General features: G+C 63.8%; 13 protein-coding genes. 4 read left to right on the top strand and 9 right to left on the bottom strand.

The features are described 5' to 3' along the window. Window positions 1-28: 28 nt before the first annotated feature. From U0177_RS02475 to U0177_RS02435, 9 genes are all read right to left on the bottom strand, one after another. On the bottom strand, window positions 29-952 hold the full coding sequence (locus U0177_RS02475) for a type II secretion system F family protein (RefSeq protein ID WP_409568993.1): 924 nt from the start codon (window positions 950-952) through the stop codon (window positions 29-31). A gap of 8 nt (window positions 953-960) precedes the next feature. Further along, complete coding sequence (locus tag U0177_RS02470) at window positions 961-1965, bottom strand: type II secretion system F family protein (protein ID WP_409568992.1); 1005 nt, start codon at window positions 1963-1965, stop codon at window positions 961-963. A gap of 11 nt (window positions 1966-1976) precedes the next feature. After that, window positions 1977-3374, bottom strand: a complete 1398-nt coding sequence (locus U0177_RS02465; RefSeq protein ID WP_409568991.1) for a CpaF family protein — start codon at window positions 3372-3374, stop codon at window positions 1977-1979. 59 nt (window positions 3375-3433) lie between these two features. After that, a complete protein-coding gene (locus U0177_RS02460) occupies window positions 3434-4699 on the bottom strand; it encodes a CpaE family protein (protein ID WP_409568990.1) in 1266 nt (421 codons plus the stop codon). Window positions 4700-4722: 23 nt separating this feature from the next. Further along, window positions 4723-5781, bottom strand: a complete 1059-nt coding sequence (gene cpaB, locus U0177_RS02455) for a Flp pilus assembly protein CpaB (protein ID WP_409568989.1) — start codon at window positions 5779-5781, stop codon at window positions 4723-4725. 174 nt (window positions 5782-5955) lie between these two features. Next, complete coding sequence (locus tag U0177_RS02450; protein WP_409568988.1) at window positions 5956-8382, bottom strand: hypothetical protein; 2427 nt, start codon at window positions 8380-8382, stop codon at window positions 5956-5958. A 111-nt stretch (window positions 8383-8493) separates the two neighbouring features. Further along, on the bottom strand, window positions 8494-11028 hold the full coding sequence (locus U0177_RS02445) for a pilus assembly protein TadG-related protein (protein WP_409568987.1): 2535 nt from the start codon (window positions 11026-11028) through the stop codon (window positions 8494-8496). Window positions 11029-11106: 78 nt separating this feature from the next. Next, on the bottom strand, window positions 11107-11889 hold the full coding sequence (locus tag U0177_RS02440; RefSeq protein ID WP_409568986.1) for a TadE/TadG family type IV pilus assembly protein: 783 nt from the start codon (window positions 11887-11889) through the stop codon (window positions 11107-11109). An 8-nt stretch (window positions 11890-11897) separates the two neighbouring features. Then, window positions 11898-12410 carry a TadE family protein gene (locus U0177_RS02435; RefSeq protein WP_409568985.1) on the bottom strand — a complete coding sequence of 171 codons (513 nt, stop codon included), beginning with the start codon at window positions 12408-12410 and terminating at the stop codon, window positions 11898-11900. A gap of 407 nt (window positions 12411-12817) precedes the next feature. On the opposite strand from U0177_RS02435, the gene topA reads away from it, so the two are divergent. From topA to U0177_RS02415, 4 genes are all read left to right on the top strand, one after another. After that, window positions 12818-15385 carry a type I DNA topoisomerase gene (topA, locus tag U0177_RS02430; protein WP_409568984.1) on the top strand — a complete coding sequence of 856 codons (2568 nt, stop codon included), beginning with the start codon at window positions 12818-12820 and terminating at the stop codon, window positions 15383-15385. A 238-nt stretch (window positions 15386-15623) separates the two neighbouring features. After that, on the top strand, window positions 15624-16283 hold the full coding sequence (locus tag U0177_RS02425) for a helix-hairpin-helix domain-containing protein (protein WP_409568983.1): 660 nt from the start codon (window positions 15624-15626) through the stop codon (window positions 16281-16283). A 133-nt stretch (window positions 16284-16416) separates the two neighbouring features. Continuing rightward, window positions 16417-17844 carry a pyruvate kinase gene (pyk, locus tag U0177_RS02420; RefSeq protein ID WP_409568982.1) on the top strand — a complete coding sequence of 476 codons (1428 nt, stop codon included), beginning with the start codon at window positions 16417-16419 and terminating at the stop codon, window positions 17842-17844. A 97-nt stretch (window positions 17845-17941) separates the two neighbouring features. Further along, window positions 17942-18118, top strand: coding sequence for a twin-arginine translocase TatA/TatE family subunit (locus U0177_RS02415; protein ID WP_409568981.1), 177 nt, complete (start codon window positions 17942-17944; stop codon window positions 18116-18118). Window positions 18119-18181 lie beyond the last annotated feature (63 nt).

Below are 18181 nucleotides of genomic sequence, written 5' to 3'. Positions count from 1 at the left end.
CGGTTCTCGCTGCCTTCGCACTTCGCGCCTACAGGCCGCCAAGCGAGCCCATGAGCCGCGGCACCGCCGGCCCGAGGATCACCACGAACAGCGATGGAAAGATCAGGAACGCCATCGGGATGAGCATTTTGATCGGGGCTTTGTGGGCCGCCTCCTCGGCGCGCTGGCGCCGCCGGATGCGCATCTGGTCGGATTGGATGCGCAGGATCTTGCCGATCGAGACGCCAAGCTGCTCGGCCTGGATGATCGCGGCGGTGAATGTCTGCACGTCTTCCACGCCAGTGCGCTGGGCCATCTCTTTCAGCGCGTCGCGGCGCGCCCGCCCCAGCCGCGTGTCGGTGAGAACGCGCTTGAACTCATTCGACAGCTCGTTGTCCCACTTATCGGCCACGCGCATGAGCGCCAGGTCGAACGCCAGGCCGGCTTCGACGCTGATCGTCAGCAAGTCGAGCGCGTCGGGCAGCGCCTTGACGATATTGTGCTTGCGCTGCTTGATCTGGCGGCCCAGCCACATGCCTGGCAGCAGGTAGCCCAGCACCGCCAGCACCGCCGTATACATCAGCGCCTTGGGCGTGGCCATGCCCTGGCCGAACGTCACAAACGCACCGGTCACCAGCAGGATCATCATCAGCGCCATGCGCAGGCCGGTGAACATGGTCGGCGTAATATTGCCGGGGTTGCCGGCCTGCTGAAGGTTCAGCCGCAGGCGCTCGGCGCTCTGCTTCGGGCCGATTTTGCCAAGCTGCGCCAGGATGGCGCGCGCCAGCGGCGCGAGCACGCGCTGGCTGAACGGCTGCTGAAGCTCCAGCTCGTCCAGCGTCATGGTTCGCTCGGTGAACTGGCTCAAGCGCTCGCCAATCGCATCGGTCTGGGCCGGGCGGGTCATTCCGAACACTACCAGGCCAACGCCAGCAATCATGACAACCGCGAGAACAAGGATCAGTGGGGTCATTGCCTACCTCACACTTCAATGTCAACGATCTTCATGATCACGAAGAAGCCGACGACTATCATCACCAGCGCGCTTACCGGCAGGCAGCACCAGGCGTCCGGCGGCAGGCCAAACTTAAACATGGGCGACATATAGTCGGGGTTGATCACAGTGATGCCGACGGCCAGCACAATCGGCAGCGCGGTGATGACATACGCCGAGATGCGGCCCTGCGCGGTGAGCACCTGGATCTCGCCCTTGATGCGCACGCGCTCGCGAATGGTGTGGCCGATGGTCTCGAGGATCTGCGCCAGGTTGCCGCCAACCTCGTGCTGGATGTTCACGGCGGTGATCAGCAGGTCGAGGTCGTCGGACGGCACGCGCCGCAGCAGGTTCGCCAGCGCCTCTTCGGTCGAAAGGCCCAGGCCGATCTCCTGCACCACGCGCCGAAACTCGCTCGACATCGGCGGCGGCGCCTCGCGCGAGACGAGGTCCATCGACTGCAGGAAGCTATAGCCGCTGCGCAGCGAGTTCGCCATCAGCGTGATGCCGTCGCCCAGCTGGTTGTTGAAGGCGCGGATGCGCTTGCGCGACGCATAGACCACATACAGGTTCGGCGCGAACGACAGCAGCACGCCGGCCACCAGCCCCGACAGCACCATGGCGGCGATGCTCGCCCGCCCAACAAACACGCCCAGGCCCACGCCCGCCAGCGCCGACAAAATCTTCAGGCCAACAAACTCGGCCACCGTCAGCTTCAGGTCGGCGCGCGCCAGGTCGCGGGCGATCTTGCTGCCCTGGCGCCCCTTGCTCAAGGCCGCGTCGATCTTGGCCATGGGCTTGGGCTCGGCCTGCTGGTTGCGCTGCGCGCGGCCGGCGAACTGGTTCAGCCGGTCGTCGACGTTGCGCGCGTTGCTTGTGCCATCGCCCGAGCGGCGGCCGAGCAGGCCGATCGCAATAAAGATCAGCGCGATCACGCCCGCCACGATCAGCAGCATGGTCGGGCTGATCGGTAAATTCGCCGGAAGACGCATATCGCAGCCCCTTAGAAGAACGAGCGCTCGCCGGCATACCCGAAGATATTCGGCGGCAAGTAGATATTCTGCGCCTCGAACAGCTCGACGAACTTGGGCCGGATGCCGGTCGGCCGCAGCTGGCCGACGATCTTGCCACGCTCATCGAGGCCAGTCTGCTCGAACAGGAAGACATCCTGCAGCACCACCACATCGCCTTCCATGCCCTGCACTTCGGTGATGTTAATGATCTTGCGGGTGCCGTCTTTCAAGCGCGCCTGCTGCACGATCAAGTTGATCGCCGAGGCGATCTGCTCGCGGATGGCGCGCACCGGCAGATCCATGCCGGCCATAAGCACCATCGTCTCGATGCGCGCGATTGTGTCGCGCGGGGTGTTGGCGTGCAGCGTGGTCATCGAGCCGTCGTGGCCGGTATTCATCGCCTGGAGCATTTCCAGCGCCTCGCCGCCACGGCACTCGCCGACGACGATCCGGTCGGGGCGCATACGCAGGCAGTTAATCACCAGGTCGCGGATGCTGATCTCGCCGGAGCCCTCGACATTTGGCGGCCGCGACTCGAGCGTCACGACGTGATCCTGGCGCAGCTGCAGCTCGGCCGCGTTCTCGACGGTGACAATCCGCTCGTCCTCGGGGATAAACGACGAGAGCGCGTTGAGCGTCGTGGTTTTGCCCGAGCCTGTGCCGCCCGACACGACGATGTTCAGGCGCGCGCGCACGCACGCCGAGAGAAACTCGGCCATCTCGCGCGACAGCGAGCCGAAGCGGATCATATCCTCGATCGTAATGCCTTCTTTTTTGAACTTGCGGATGCTCAGGCATGGGCCGACCAGCGAGATCGGGCGGATCACCGCGTTGACGCGGCTGCCATCGGGCAGGCGCGCGTCGACCATTGGCGACGACTCGTCGCAGCGGCGGCCGAGCGGCGAAATAATCCGGTCGATCACGCGCATCACGTGCTCGTCGTTGTTGAACACGACATTGCTTTTCTGCAGCTTGCCCTTGCGCTCGATGTAGATACTGCGCGGGCCATTGACCATGATCTCGCTGATGTCGGTGTCGTTCAGCAGCTCTTCGAGCGGGCCGAAGCCAAGGATATCGGCGGCGATGCTTTCGAACATACGCACGCGCTCGGTGCGCGTCAGCACGATATTCTCGCTATCGAGGATCGTATTGAAAATATCTTCGACTTGCTGGCGCACCCTGGCGGCATTCGAAAGATCGAGCTTTGGGTCAAGCTCAGCGATCAGCTTATTCTGCACGCGGGCGCGGATATCGGCAAAAGCGTGGTCGTCGCGATCGCGCGGCTGAGCCAGCTTGCTGGTGTCATAGTGCGGTGCGCCCGGGCGCATTGCCGGCCCGCTGCTCTCGCCTGTGGCGGGCGCGCCGCCAATCCGCTTCAGCAACGACATAGCAGAACCTCCTTGCGATGAGTATCAGGATGGCCGATCGCGCGTGCGCGGGCTGCACGCTAGCGCTTGGTGAGCAGCCGGCCAAACAGGCCGCGGTTCTCGGGCGCCTTTGGATCGGGTGGCTTGGCGCCGGCCTTTACAGCAGCGCCGCCACGGGCGTTACTGATCAGGTTCGCCAGCGCAAAAATATCTTTCGACGTCTGGTGACCGCGCTTCTCGATCACCAGCGGCACGCCCTGGTTGATCGACAGCGACATCTCGTGCGCTGCATTGCCGATCTGCAGCGCGACTTTGTGCTGAATATTTTCCTCGACATTCTCGACCCGAATACCCAGCCGGCTGTCGGCCTTATTCAGCACCAGCAGCGTCTTCTCGGGCGGGTACTCGAGCAGCTCGGCCACCTCGAGGAACAGCTTGATGTTCTTGATGCACGGCATCTCCAGCGTCATCAGCGTGACAATCCGGTCGGCCAGGTCGAGCACGGCCAGCGCGCGATCCTGAAACGACGACTGGGTATCGACGACGACGTAGTCGAACTCTTTGCGCATCAGCTCGAGGATCGCCCGCAGGTGATCGGATGTGACCAGCTCGCCCGTCTGCGGGTTGGGCGGGGCCAGCAGCACCTTCACCTGCGAGGTATGCGTTGCCAGCACGTCGTTGAGCAGCTCGCGGTCGAGCTCGGAGATGCGGTTGGCAAGGTCGGCGATGGTTTTTGTCGACACCAGGTTCATGATCACGCCGAGGTCGCCGAAGATCACATTGCCGTCGACAAGCGCGACCTTCTTGCTCGTAAGCTGGCGCAGCGCGACGGCCAGGTTGGCGCTTACGGCCGAGGTGCCGGCGCCGCCTTTGGGGCTGAACACCGCGATGATCTGGCCCTGCGCTCCGGTATCGGCGCTGAGGCCCGGCTCGACCGGCGCCGACACATAGCGGCGCTGGGTCGTCTGCAGCCGGTACACGTGCCGGATCGCGTGGTAAAGCTCCTCAGCGCTGATCGGCTTGGTGAGGAACTCGCGCGCGCCGGCCAGCATCGAGCGCCGCAGGTAATCTTGCTCGCCCTGCACGCTCATCATGATCACCTGGACGGTTGGCACCTGGCTGAGAATCGCTTCTGTTGCCGCGATGCCGTCCATGTCGGGCATATTGATGTCCATCAGCACGACGTCGGGCTGATACTGCTTGGCCATCGCCACTGCCTCGCGCCCGGTGCTGGCCTTCGCGACGACCTTGATATCTTTTTCGAAAAACAGAAGTTTCTCGAGGTTATCGCGCGTCTCGGCGATATCGTCGACGATCAAGACACGGATCTCGGACTGCTCAGGCATGCGATTCTCCTCGTACCCTTCGGTTATCGCGTCGTAGTAGGTGTGGGCGTAGCGCCAGCCGGCTGAGCCGGGCCGGTTGTCGGCAGTGGTGTAAGCGACGTTGGCCCGCTGACGGCCGGAAGAGCCGGCTGCGGCAGCGGCAGGCCATACTGCGACACCAGCAGATCGAGCGTGGCGCCGGTGGTGGTTTCAATTGCTGCATCGCCGCGGCCGCGCAGCACCAGCGTAATACCGGTGCCCTGCTCGAGCGAGAACTTCAACAGCTCGGCTTGCTGATCGGTCACCGCCAGCAGCAGCAGCCACGAGCCAGGCTGGAAGGTGTTGCCGTTGTTCGCCTGGGGCTCGGTGTTGCCCTGTGCCTGGTTGCCCGTCTCGCCGCCGCTGCCAACCGGTTGGCCGTTGGTATCGGTCTGAGGTGGGCCGGCGGCGGCAGGCCCGCCCGGCGTGGGCGTGCCCTCGGGCGCCGGGGCCGGCTTGCGGATCTGCAGCACCTGCACGTTCTGCAGGAGCGTCTTGGTCGTCTGGCCTTCGAAGGGCTCTTCTTTGATCGTGATCTGGCCCTGGTCGCTGAACCCTGGGCGCAGGTAGGTACGCTTGACGATAAACGACGACAGCACGTCGACGAAATCGCCTGGCCGGATCTGGTCGGCCACGCCGCTCAGGTTATTGACCTGGAAGGTGATTGCCTTGACGCGCGGCTGGCCAGCTTGGGCGGTGGGGATCTGAATCGACAAGCCAGGCTCAGTAATATCGGCCTTGCGGATGCGATCGTTAAACGCGATTGCGCGCAGCGTCTGCTTGTAAAGCAGCTCCTCGGGGCTGGTGAAATACTGCCCAGAGGCGGCGGCGAACTCACTCTCGGGAATATCGATCGTCGTCAGAAACGTGACAGTATCGGTGATCACGGTGTTGTTGGGGATGTCGATGCGCGCGATCACGATCTTTCGCTTCAGCTCTTGGGTTGGCTGCGGTGCAAGATCCTGATTCGCCAGCTGAGGCTGCGATAGCACGAAATAGGCTAGCGCGCCGATGACGATGATCAGGAGCCCGAGAAGCAGAAACAGCCGGCCTCCACGCCTCATGTGCTTTCAACCTTTCTTCTAGCAAGCATGCGGAGCCGCAGGTGCCTGAGCGATCATTATAGCACAGGCTGACAAGCCATGCACCCCAACGGCTTTAGGAGGCCAACCGATGCGGTTGGCCTCCGTATGTTGGCGCTGGCAGGTGTGCGGCAAGCAGTGCAAATTCACGCAGTTTTAGCGCCGAATCATGGGCAGATTCATGACGTAACCGATTTTATTGACCGTGAAGTTCACTTTTGGCGAGATGTTATTGTTCTCGCCGCCAAGTGTACCTTCGTTGATATTGTTGTACGAATCGACGACGGCGATCACCGTGTAGGCGCCAGGTGTCTTGAAGTACGAGAGCAGATCGACCGGCTTATCGGCATTAGGCCCGGTGGTCGCGAGCCAACGCGTCACCGGCAGCACGGTATTGACCTGCATGGCGCTGTTGTTGATATCGGCGTACACGTCGCTGCACTCCGGGTTCTGGTTGCTGAACGGAATAACCGGGTCGACCACGGTTTCGCCCGGCCCGAAGATGCACAAGTCGACGAAGAACGAGCCGCGCACCTCAGCATCGGCGGCTAGGGTCTGCTCAAAGGTGTTGACGTTCTGGATCACGACATTCATGCCCTGGAAGGTACCGCCCGATTGCTGGGCCGACACATTGTTGAAGTTCAGATCCGGGCTGCCCGGAACGAACACGTCGATGCTCACGCTCAGCAGCGATGGCGTCACCAGGTAGTTGTCGGTGCTGAGCTTGAGGCGGTACTGGAAGCAGCGCGCGGCCAGGTTGATCGGCGCCGACGAGTTGTTGCCGTCGACCGAGGAGTGCAGGGCGTCGCTCTCGGCCGCTTTCAGCGCCACCCAGCTGCCGTCGTTCCAGTCGGCGTTGGCGCAGGTGTTCCCCGACGAGATGCGATAGCTGACATCGATGTCGGGGTTCGCCGAGGCCGTGCGATCGATCTGCGTGGCCCAGTAGATCTTTTGCAGCTGCGCCCCGGTCGAGTTGATGTCGAACGGCTTGGAGTAGTACCAGCCGTTGGTGGCATAGCCGGTGGTGGCCGAGTCTTCGCTGCCGCCGATCTTGCCGAAGAAAACGCTGGTCGAGCCCTGGTCGTCGCCGGGGTTGCCGTCGCTGGTATCGCCGCGCCCGCCAAACACATACACAAACGCCGAGTTCGGGCTGGTAGCGTCGGCCGGCACGATCGCTGTGCCGTGGAACACGCGCGCGAAGCGCAGCGCGTCGCTCTTCAGGAAGTTGCTGCCGCCGCTGTCGATCCCCGGCGGCACTTCGTCGGGCTTGAACCCGTGCAGCTGCATATTATCTTCGACATACGTCGTCAGCACGCCTTTGTCGGGCTGGTTGCCATTGCTGGGGATGCCGCCCACGGCATACAGCGAGCCGTGGAATGGCACGCCGCTGAGGCCGGTGCGGGTTTGCGGCAGCGTACCCTGCCAGGTGAAATCCCAGGTGAGCACGCCATTCGCGCCAATAAACGCGCGGTACACCGCCGAGCTAAACGAGGGCAGGCTCGGCGGCGAGGCGGATTGGTCGTCGGGCGTGATCTGGCCGCCGACGACATACAGCACATCGGCCGACTCGCCGGTGCTGACGATGAAGTGATCGGCCATCACCGCCGCATCCCATAGGCCGGCCGGCGTGTCGCCAGGCACCGGGATGGAGTTGAGCTTATCCCAGCCCGCGCTGCCGTTGCTCGGCTTCACCAGCTGCCCGCCCGACGAGACGCGCGCGTAAAAGACGTCCTTCGAGCCTTCGCTGACGGTGCGGGCATTAAAGCCGGTGCCAACCCGGTAGCGCTTGAGGCCGCCGATCACATACACATATGTCTGCCCGCCCACCTTCAGCGAGGTAACCGCCGGCGACTGGATGCCCAGCTGGCTGATATTCTGGGTATCGGTTGGGTCGGGGCTGGGGATCGGCGGGCCGACCACCCAGCTGCTGATGTGGCCATCGGCGCCGGCGAGGCCAATGCGCACGGCGTAGCTCGAGAAATCAAAGGTGCTGTTGGCGCTCGGCTGGGCATTGCCGCCGATCACATAGATGTAGTAGCCGCCGCCGTTCGCTGCCACCGACGTGACGCCGGGCGCATAGATCGGCGCGACCGGCGTGGTAAAGCCGCTCTGGTTCGAACCCTGCACCACCGGCAGGTTCGGCTCGGCGAACCAGTCTTCCAGGAATGTTCCATTGGATTGCGACACGGCCGCCGACCACACATTTGCGACTGCCTGTGTCGCGTTGTTCACCGGCGTCAGGCCGCCGATCAGATACACCCGATTGCCCACCGCAGTGGCGCCCATGCGCGAGAGCGGCACCTTCAGATTGAATGGTGAGTCGATCCACTGTTTCAGCAGGCCGATCGGCCCTAGCTGGATCGCGCCCGATTTATCGTTGGGCGAGAACTTGGTGTTTTGCAGCGGCCCCAGCACAGTGCGCTGAAACGAGCCGCGGCTGAAATCGGCAATTGAGTCGTCGATGGTGCTTTTCACCACTGCGGCGCGCAGGCTCGTGGCGGGCAACGCCGCCAGCACCAGCAGGCACACCCCGAGGAGCACACACACGCGCGCTTGGAACGACCAGTGTCGCGAAGCAAACATATACAACCTCGCTTAAGCAGGGGCAATTTGTGGAAAGCCGAGCCCGGACGATACCCACGCATCTCCCGGGCTCGGTCTCGTATCGAAATACTGCGGCGGGGCTAAGCCGTACTAGCTACACACCGTCTTATCGTTGGCGAGCAGCAGGCGCAGCGGATCGAGCACCACCGTCGCGCCAAGCACATCCGACGGCGTAAGTGTAAACGAAGCGTACTGCTGCGATGTCAAGCCCGGCTTGATCTGGTCGTAGACGCGCGACACATCGTCGCCGTCGGGCGATTTCGCTAGGTAGCCGACATAGCCATTCATGTAGTAGGTGCCGGGTATCAGGCCGTTCTGCGTCGGCAGCGAATAGCTCAGCTGCTGGCTGACGCCGTCTTGCGTGATTGGCATGGCGTTGGTTGCCGCGCCGCGCGGATCGCTACCCGGCCCCGTCCACGGCAGGCTCACCGGCGTGAAGTTGGCGTCGTACAGGTAGATATAGCCATATACACCAGATGGCAGGTTCAGCGTCGGCAGGTTGGCCGTGTGCGCTGTATCGATATGGCTGACCCAATCGGCGCTGGTGTTTTCGATGCAGGGGCCTTCGGCCTTGGCCTTGATCTGGGCAAGCACCTGGCTCACCAGGTCGGGGCTACGGGCCGGGAACACCAGCTTGGGATCGGAGGCGACCTCGTCGAGGCCCAGCACATCGACCTGGCCAAGCGCCACCACGAAGAGCTGCAGGTTGCTGATGTTCGCCTTCATCTTGCCGGCCTCGTCGATCATGGCGGTGATCGGGCGCATGCCGTGCTGCGTATTGGGCTTGTAGTCGGGCGGCGGGTCGTACTGGCAGCGCGGCGTGCTAAGTGCGCGCACGTCGCCATTGTACTCGGGGCAGATATCCTTGGCGTAGTTCACGGCGCCATCGAGGAACAGGTTGGCCACGCCGTCGGTCATGTAGATCACCGCGTGCTTGTACGCCTGGCCATTGGCCGCAGGCGGCGGCGGGCTGCTCTGCAGGATTGTCGCGGCTTTGTTCAGCGCCGACGGGCCTGGCGTGCCGCCAAAGGTGAGGTACTGATTGCTCTTGTATGTTCCGGCGGCCATCACCGTGCTCTTGAGCGCGCTCTTGTCGGTGCTCCAGTTGGGGCCGGTGTTCACCGACACGCGGTTGCTGCCATCGGTGGTAAAGGTGATAATGCGCATGGTATCGTACGAGCGCATGTTGTCGATGAAGCCACCAGTTCCGGCCAGCGCCTGCTTGAGCACATACACGCGGCGCTCGGTCTGCTTATTCCAGTAATCATCGCTGCCATTACAGGCCACCGGGGGGGTGTTGCCGAACTGCTCGCACTGCATCACCTTGCCCGTGCCGCCCTGGTTGCCCTGGCCATTGAAGTTCCAGCTCATCGAGCCCGACACGTCCATGATGATCTCGTAGGCGATCGGCTGGCCGAACTGCGGCTGGCCCCAGCGCGGCTTGAGGAACACGGCGCCATTGATGCCCAGCGTGCTGCTGGTGACGGCCGGCGTGCTCAAGCAGGCGATCGAGTTGGCCGTGTCGATGTACACTAGGTCGAGGTAGCTGTTGGCGCCATTGCCACCCAAGCCGACGACATAGAACGAGGCAAGGCCGGCGATCTGGAATGTTGCGTTTGCGCCAGTTCCAACCGCCGGCTTGACGATCGGCAGGATCAACACGTCTTTGCGGGTGATATGATCCTGGATCGCGCTGGTGACGCCGCTGCTGAGGCCCAGGCCGCTATTCGCGTAGACCCAATCGCCGGCATTGATCTCGTGCGGCTTCACCGGGTACACCACCTTGCCGGCAACCATCGGCGGCTGCGAGTTCGTGTCGGGCCAGGTGGTAACGCCATTCTTCACCAGGCCCTCGTCGAAGCCATCGGCGAGGTTGCCGGGGCCGCTGAGCATCGAGACCATCTCGGTATTGCTACCGGCGCTGTTGGTCGATTTCCAGCGCAGGAAGCTGAAGTTGCCGGGCGAGTTGGCCTCGTCGCGCAGGTAGATGCGCCGCTGCGTCAGGCCATTGGGGTAGGTCGAGTCCTTGTAGATCTTGTAGTATGGCAGATCGGCAGGGTTCTGCGGCGGCAGAAAGCCGTTCTGATCGAGGTTGCTCGACTGCACGCCGATCGGGTAGACGCCCTCGACCGGCGAGCAGCGGCCGGCGTAGGCCTGTGCCTTCACCGGGAGCGTTGGGCGATCGAGCACGCGAGCGAAGTAGGTATTCACATCGCCGTTTACCTTCACCTGGATGTATGTAACGCCCGAAGGCACCGTGCCGCACGAGCCGATGGTGCAAGTGGCGAGATAGTTACCTTTTGAGTCGAGGTAGTACGCCTGGATGAGCCGCTGGTCGGCCTGGCGCGTATCGACATTATTATCGTCGAACACGCCATCGATATTATTCGAGCGCAGCGACTGCTGGATCACCTGGCTAACCGACTGATCGGTGCCACCCTGGATCAACGCATTCATACCAGCCAGCGCGGCGGCGTTGGTGGCGCGCACGGTGTTACGCTGCTGCGCATAGTTGTTGCCAACATCGACGGCCAAGCCGGCGGCGCCGACCAGCACGACGATCAGCAGCGCAATCAGCGGGATGCTCTGGCCGCGTTGCTTTGTTCGCAGGAAACGGGCACTCATATCATTCCTCCATCCAAAGTATTGGCTCCGGGGTGCTGAAATGTACGTGCACAGCGGCCCGGCAGTAGGTAAGCCAGCTTATGGCCCAACCGAGATCGACGTCTTGCACAGGGCGATCGTCCCGGCGGCGATGCTCTGGGTACCGATGGTATAGTTGCCGACGGTAATATTGATCGTGCCGGTGAACTTAGCGTTGGCCCAAAGCGACGACGCGGCATTCGGCGAAACGCCCTTGAAGTTCGGCACGGTGCAGGTCGTAATCTGTGTCGAGGTGCCGGTGCCTGTGCCGCGCGCCACGCTGTCGCGGATCGGCATGATATAGGACGACTTCAGCGGCACGGTGCGGCTAAACGCCGGCGCCAGCGGGAACAGCATCTTGTGAACCGAATGCACCGTCACGCGGATGTAGCACAGCGCCGTGGTGGCAGTGCTGGCGTCGGTGCAGAGCACATTTTCAGGAAGATTGTGCGCCACGTCGAACGTCGGGTCGCCGTCCATCGACGGGTCGGCCAGCATCTCGACGGTGATATTCTGGTCGACCACGCCGGCCTGGGTGTCGTCCTTCACGCCATCGCCATTCAGGTCGAGCAGGTTGACAAAGCCAATACCGCCTTTATCGCCGGACTCATAGCGCACGTGCTGCTTGATCGCGTCGACATCGAGCACGCGGCGGCCCTGCGCGTCGGTGATCAGCCAGCGGCTGCCGTAGGAGGCGCCCTCCTGGGCGGCGTTGTGCAGGCCCTGCAGCGCGAACATCATAAGGCCGATATCGACGGCGGCGGCGAGCAGGAAGAATATCAGCGTCGCCGCCAGCGCGAACTCGACAAGGGCCTGGCCGCGGGTTGGAGTGTGTCGCAGCATACTATTCCTCACGGCTGGCAGGCGACAAGGTTGGGCGAGTTCGGGTTATCGCCTAGCGATTCAATCGAGCGGCGCGTCGCCATCTGCACCCGCATTGTGCCCTGGCTGCCGAACGTAATCAGGCGCCAGAAGGGCGTGAGCGGCTGGATGTTATACACCAGATCGAGCTGAATTGGCTCGCCCAGCTGGCGCTTGCCGCTGGGGTAGCTCAGCCCGAAGGTATTGCCACTGTTGCCGCTGGCGATATCGCGGAACAGCACCTCGGGCGTGCCGGCCAGCGTCGCCGACAAAATCGACGACACGCACAGATCGCTGCGGTCGAGCGGGCTGAGCTTGCTGGGGTACGGCGGGATCTCGGCAGCCTTCTCGGCGCCATTGCGCGCCGCCTGGTACACGGTGGCGTAGCCGAAGATATACCAGCCCATGTCGATAATGCCAAAAATAATCATGATAATGAAGGGAAGCAGCAACGCCATTTCGACCATCGACTGGCCCGTTCGTTGTGTTCGCCGCTGGAGCATCATCCGCGCCTTTCGATGCTTTCAACGCGCATGCGCGTATGCCGAAATCTTTTGCGAGCGTCTGCCACGAATTATACGGCTTCGCGGCGCGGTGGAACAATAGGACGATGGTACTGATCGACCGAAACATGACAATTTGCTGACAATACAGCTTCCGCGACGGCTGCGCACACCTCAGAGCTGCCAGGTTGGCGATACGGCAATAGAACAAGGGTACTTGACAAGGCCATAGTTGCTCGCTATAGTGAGCCTCATGTCTCGCATGCCGAAGAGTCTGGTACCCCCGGCACTGCCATATATACGCGGCTCGCGCCCCAGCCCGGCGGCATCGGCTGCCCTTCCGCAGAGATTCCAGCGGCACGACCGGCCAGCACGCGTATACATACATATAAGGATCAGCAGCAGGTATGGCCGATAAACTTGTAATTGTCGAGTCGCCGGCAAAGGCGAAAACTATTCAGAAGTACCTTGGGCGCGGATTTCGGGTTGAGGCCTCGATGGGCCACGTGCGCGACCTGCCGAAGAGCGACCTGGGCGTCGATGTCGAGCGCGACTTCGCGCCGGTATACGAGGTAGCCAAGGGCAAGGAAAAGGTCGTGGCGGCGCTGAAGAAGTCGATCCGCCAGGCCGAGGCGGTGTACCTAGCCACCGACCCCGACCGCGAGGGCGAGGCGATCGCTTGGCATATTACGCAGGCGGCCGGCATCCCGCGCGGCACGCCGATCTACCGCGTCGAGTTCAGCGAGATCACGCGCAATGCCGTGCAGCAGGCGATCGCGCACCCGCGCCAGATCGACCACAACCTGGTAGACGCGCAGCAGGCGCGGCGCGTGCTCGACCGGCTGGTAGGCTATAAGCTTTCTCCGCTGCTATGGGACAAAGTGATGCGCGGGCTTTCGGCCGGGCGCGTGCAGTCGGTGGCGGTGCGCCTCGTGGTCGAGCGCGAGCGCGAGATCGAAGCGTTTGTGCCGCAAGAGTACTGGACGATCGAGGCCGACCTGAGCAAGCAAGCTGCAGGCGGCAAGCCGAGCGGCGACCGCAAGGACCAGTTTCGCGCGGTGCTGATCGAGCGCGCCGGCAAGAAGCTCGACAAGTTCGCGATCGGCGACGCCGACTCGGCCCAGGCGATTGTAGCGGACCTGGACGGCGCCAGCTACGCCGTGCGCAAGATCACTCGCAAAGACAAGAAGCGCACGCCGGCGCCGCCGTTCACCACCAGCACCTTGCAGCAAGAGGCCGGGCGCAAGCTGGGCTTTTCGGCCAAGCGCACCATGATCGTAGCGCAGCAGCTGTACGAAGGCGTAGACATCGGCGGCGACGAAGGCACGGTCGGCCTGATCACCTACATGCGAACGGACAGCTTCAACATCGCGCGCGAGGCCCAAGAAGAGGCGCGCGACGTCATCTTGAACCGCTTCGGCGCCGACTACCTGCCCGAAAAGCCGCCGGTGTACCGCACCAAAGCCAAAGGGGCGCAAGAGGCGCACGAGGCCATCCGCCCCACATCGAGCCGCCGCACGCCCGAGGCGCTGCGCGAGATCTTGCCGCGCGAGCAGTTCCGGCTGTACGAGCTGATCTGGAAGCGCTTTATTGCCAGCCAGATGGAGGCGGCGCTGTTCGACAGCACGACGGTGGACATTGGGGCGCTGACGAAAGACGAAAGACGCAAGGCGAAAGACGAGCGAGCTTCCTCTTCTGCCCCTGGCTCTTCGGATGTCGACCCGTACACCTTCCGCGCCACCGGCAGCGTGCTGAAGTTCCCAGGCTTTCTGGCGGTGTATAACGTGAGCCTCGACGAAGGCGAGGAAGACGAGGATAGCGAGCGCCGGCTGCCGCCGCTGGCCGAGCGCGAGGCGCTGAGCCTGCTCCAGCTGCTGCCGATCCAGCACTTCACCGAGCCGCTGCCGCGCTTCACCGAGGCCAGCCTGGTGAAAGAGCTCGAGCGCCTGGGAATCGGGCGGCCCTCGACCTACGCGCCGACGATCTCGACGATCGTCGAGCGCAAGTATGTCGAGCTGGCCGAGAAGAAGCTTATTCCAACCACGCTTGGCCGGGTCGTCACCGAGCTGCTGGTCGAGCACTTCCCGAGCATTGTCGACTACGGCTTCACCTCGTCGATGGAGCAGCAGCTCGACGATATCGCCGAGGGGCAGAAGCGCTGGGGGCCGGTGCTGCACGACTTCTACGCGCCGTTCGAGCGGACGCTGGCCACCGCCAAAGAGACGATGCGCAATGTCAAGCGCGAAGACGTGACCACCGACCTGGCCTGCCCCAAATGTCAGCAGGGCCAGCTAGCGATCAGGTTCGGCCGCAATGGCGAGTTCCTGGCGTGCAACCGCTACCCCGAGTGCGATTTCACCGGCGACTTCCACCGCGATGAAGACGGGCAGGTGGTGATCAACCCGGCCAGCGCGCCCGAGATCAGCGATGTCGTGTGCAATGTCTGCGGCAAGCCGATGGTGACCAAGAAGAGCCGCTTCGGGCCGTTTCTGGGCTGCAGCGGCTACCCGGAATGCACCAACACCCGCCGGCTGGGCAAAGACGGCAAGCCGGTGCCGCTGCCCGAGCCGACCGGGGTAGCCTGCCCGAAGTGCCAGCAGGGCGAGCTGATGCAGCGGCGCGGCAAGTTCGGCCGGCCGTTCTTCGGCTGCAACCGCTACCCCAAGTGCGATTACCTGGTGAATGACCTGGCCGAGGTGGCGAACTACGTGCCCGACCCGAACGCCCCGGCCACGCCGGCCGCGCCAGCGCGCAAAGCCGCCGCGAAGGCCGCGCCCAAGGCAGGCGCAAAGGCCGCCGCTGCCACACCAGCCGCGCGCGCGGCCAAGCCCAAGGCCGCCAATGCCGGCAGCCGCGCGCCCGCCAAGGCCACCAAGCCCGCCAAGGCCGCAGCCGCGCCGAAGGCCGCAGCTAGCCGCACGCCTGCCAAGGCCGCCAAGCCCAAGGCGGCGCCGAGCAAGCGCAAAGCCTCGTAGGCAACCATACTAGCTCGGGTTCGGGAGGCGGCCGGGTGCCCGGCCGCCTCCGCTTTTTTTATTCTGCGCCGCCAGCAACGCTTGGAAAACCAAGGCTTCGCGCGAAAGCAGCATGCACAGCGGGCAGTCGCATGGCCGCAAAAAGAGTACCATTCGTATCAGGACCGAATCGTCTTGCCCGGCGCGTTGGGCTTCTGGCATAATAAAGAAAGGAACCGCCGATGCAGGAGAGCACACGATGGCGACTTTCTTCGCCTTGTTCCGGCGCCACATGCGGCTGGTCGCGGCTGGCGCGGTGGTAGTAGCCATAGCGATACTGGCGGCGCGCTGGCTCATGGGGGCGCCGGAGGCGCCCGAGCCGCCCGCGATTGGCGCGATCGAGCCGGCCAACGCCGCGCCCGCATACGAGGGCGAGCCGGCCGCCGAGCCAAGCGCCGCGCCCACGGCAGAGCCGCCGCTGGTGGTGTATGTCAGCGGGGCGGTGCGCGCGCCGGACGTATACCAGCTGCCCGCTACAGCGCGCATCAAAGACCTGGTGGTGGCCGCCGGCGGGTTCAGCGCTGACGCCGACGCCGAGCAGGTGAACCTGGCCGAGCGGCTGAGCGACGGCCAGCACATCCACATTCCGCGGCAGGGCGAGGCCGCACCGGCCAGCGCAGCGAGCCCGGCCAGCGCAGCCGGCGCGGCAGCGCAGGCCGGCGCGCCGATCGACATCAACAGCGCCAGCGCGGCCGAGCTGGACGGCATCGCCGGGATCGGGCAGGCGCTTGCCCAGCGGATCATCGAGTATCGCGCGGCGCATGGCCCATTCAAAAGCGTAGACGAGCTAAACAATGTCAAGGGCATTGGCGCGACGCTGCTGGGCAAAATCGCGCCATCGCTGACAGCCGGGCCATAAGCCTGGCGGCCCGGAACCCAGCGCCGCAAAAGCGCCATGCGCGGTTCGAATCAGGTATAATAGCCGCGCGCCCGCCAACGACATCGCAGCACCATACCTGTACTCGGCCGCACTTCAGAAGTGGTGGAGACGTATGCGCCGAACAAAGATTGTCGCGACGATCGGCCCGGCCAGCGGCAGCCCTGAAACGATCGCCCAGCTGATCGCCGCAGGGATGGATGTAGCGCGGCTGAACTTCTCGCACGGCAGCCACGCCGAGCATGCCCAGCGCATCGAGATGCTGCGCGAGGCCGCGCGCCAGGCCGACCGGCCGCTTGCGGTGCTGCAGGATCTGCAAGGGCCAAAGATCCGCACCGGCAAGCTCGAAAATGGCGTGCCCGTACTGCTGCACCCCGGCGACCGCTTTGATATCACCGTGCACGAGATCGCCGGAACTGCGGCGCGCGTAAGCACCACCTACACCGCGCTGCCGCTCGACGTTCAGCCCGGCGACCGCATTCTGCTCTCGGATGGGCTGATCGAGCTGCGCGTCGTCGAGACAACCGCCGACGAAGTGCACACCAGCGTGGTGTTTGGCGGCGAGCTGCGCGAGAACCAGGGTATCAACCTGCCGGGCGTAAACGTGAGCGCGCCGGCGCTGACCGAGAAAGACATTGCCGACCTGGAGTTCGGGCTAGCGCACAACGTCGACTATGTCGCGATCTCGTTCGTACGCCGCGCCGCCGACCTGCGCGACGTAAAAGAGCGCATCAGCGCCGCCGGCAAGAACACTCCGGTGATCGCCAAGATCGAAAAGCCCGAAGCGCTGAGCGACCTTTCGGCCATCCTCGAGATCGCCGACGGGATCATGGTGGCGCGTGGCGACCTGGGTGTCGAGATGGCGGCCGAGCAGGTGCCGGTGGTGCAGAAGCAGCTGATCGAGGCGGCTAACCTAGTGGGCATACCGGTGATCACCGCCACACAAATGCTCGACTCGATGATCCGCAACCCGCGGCCTACCCGCGCCGAGGCCAGCGACGTGGCAAACGCGATCATCGACGGCACCGACGCAGTGATGCTCAGCGGCGAAACCGCCAACGGGCAGTTCCCGATCGAGTCGGTGCGGATGATGGCGCGCATCGCCGAGGTGGCCGAGGCCAGCGGCCGGCACGGCGACCACACCGCGACGCCGACGATCACGATCGACCGGCAGCCGACGGTGTCGCAGGCGATCAGCGCGGCGGCCTGCGCGATCGTCAAGGCGCTGCCGGTGAGCGCAATCGCGGCATTCACCATGAGCGGCACCACCGCGCGGCTGGTGGCGCAGATGCGGCCGCTTACGCCCATTCTGGCCTTTACGCCGGCCGAGGCAGTGTACCACCGGCTGAACCTGGTGTGGGGCATTACTCCGATCATGTGCGATTATGTCGACCGGCTGGACTCGCTCGGCGCGCGCGTGAACGAGATGCTGCTGAAGCGCGGGTTTGTGCAGCCGGGCGACTCGATCGTGATGACCGGCGGCCACCCGATTGCCGCGCGCGGAGCGACGAACTTCGTCAAGGTGCTACCGATCACCGAGTAGACTTACCAGCCTTTCACACTCGACTCATCTCGCGCTTATAAACGACTGCTATACTCAGCGCATTGGCAATCGGGCCGCTACGCTGAAGAGGCATCGTATGGGCGATATTGGTATTCCAGAGCTGCTGATCATTCTGGCGATTATTATTATCGTATTTGGCCCGGCGCGGCTGGCGGGGGTAGGCCAATCGCTTGGCCAAGCGATCCGCGCGTTCCGCACCGAGGTGCGCCAAAGCGAAGAAATCACTAACGCCCCGAACGAACAGCAGCTGTAGCACTCGGCCTGACATTCCCCGAGCGCCACCTTCAGCAACGTCGCTGAGGGTGGCGTTTTTATG

This window comes from Kouleothrix sp. (assembly GCF_046328425.1).
Taxonomy (GTDB): Bacteria; Chloroflexota; Chloroflexia; order Chloroflexales; family Roseiflexaceae; genus Kouleothrix.
Note: the sequence above shows the minus strand (reverse complement) of the source record. Positions and strands in the feature narration are given on the sequence as shown.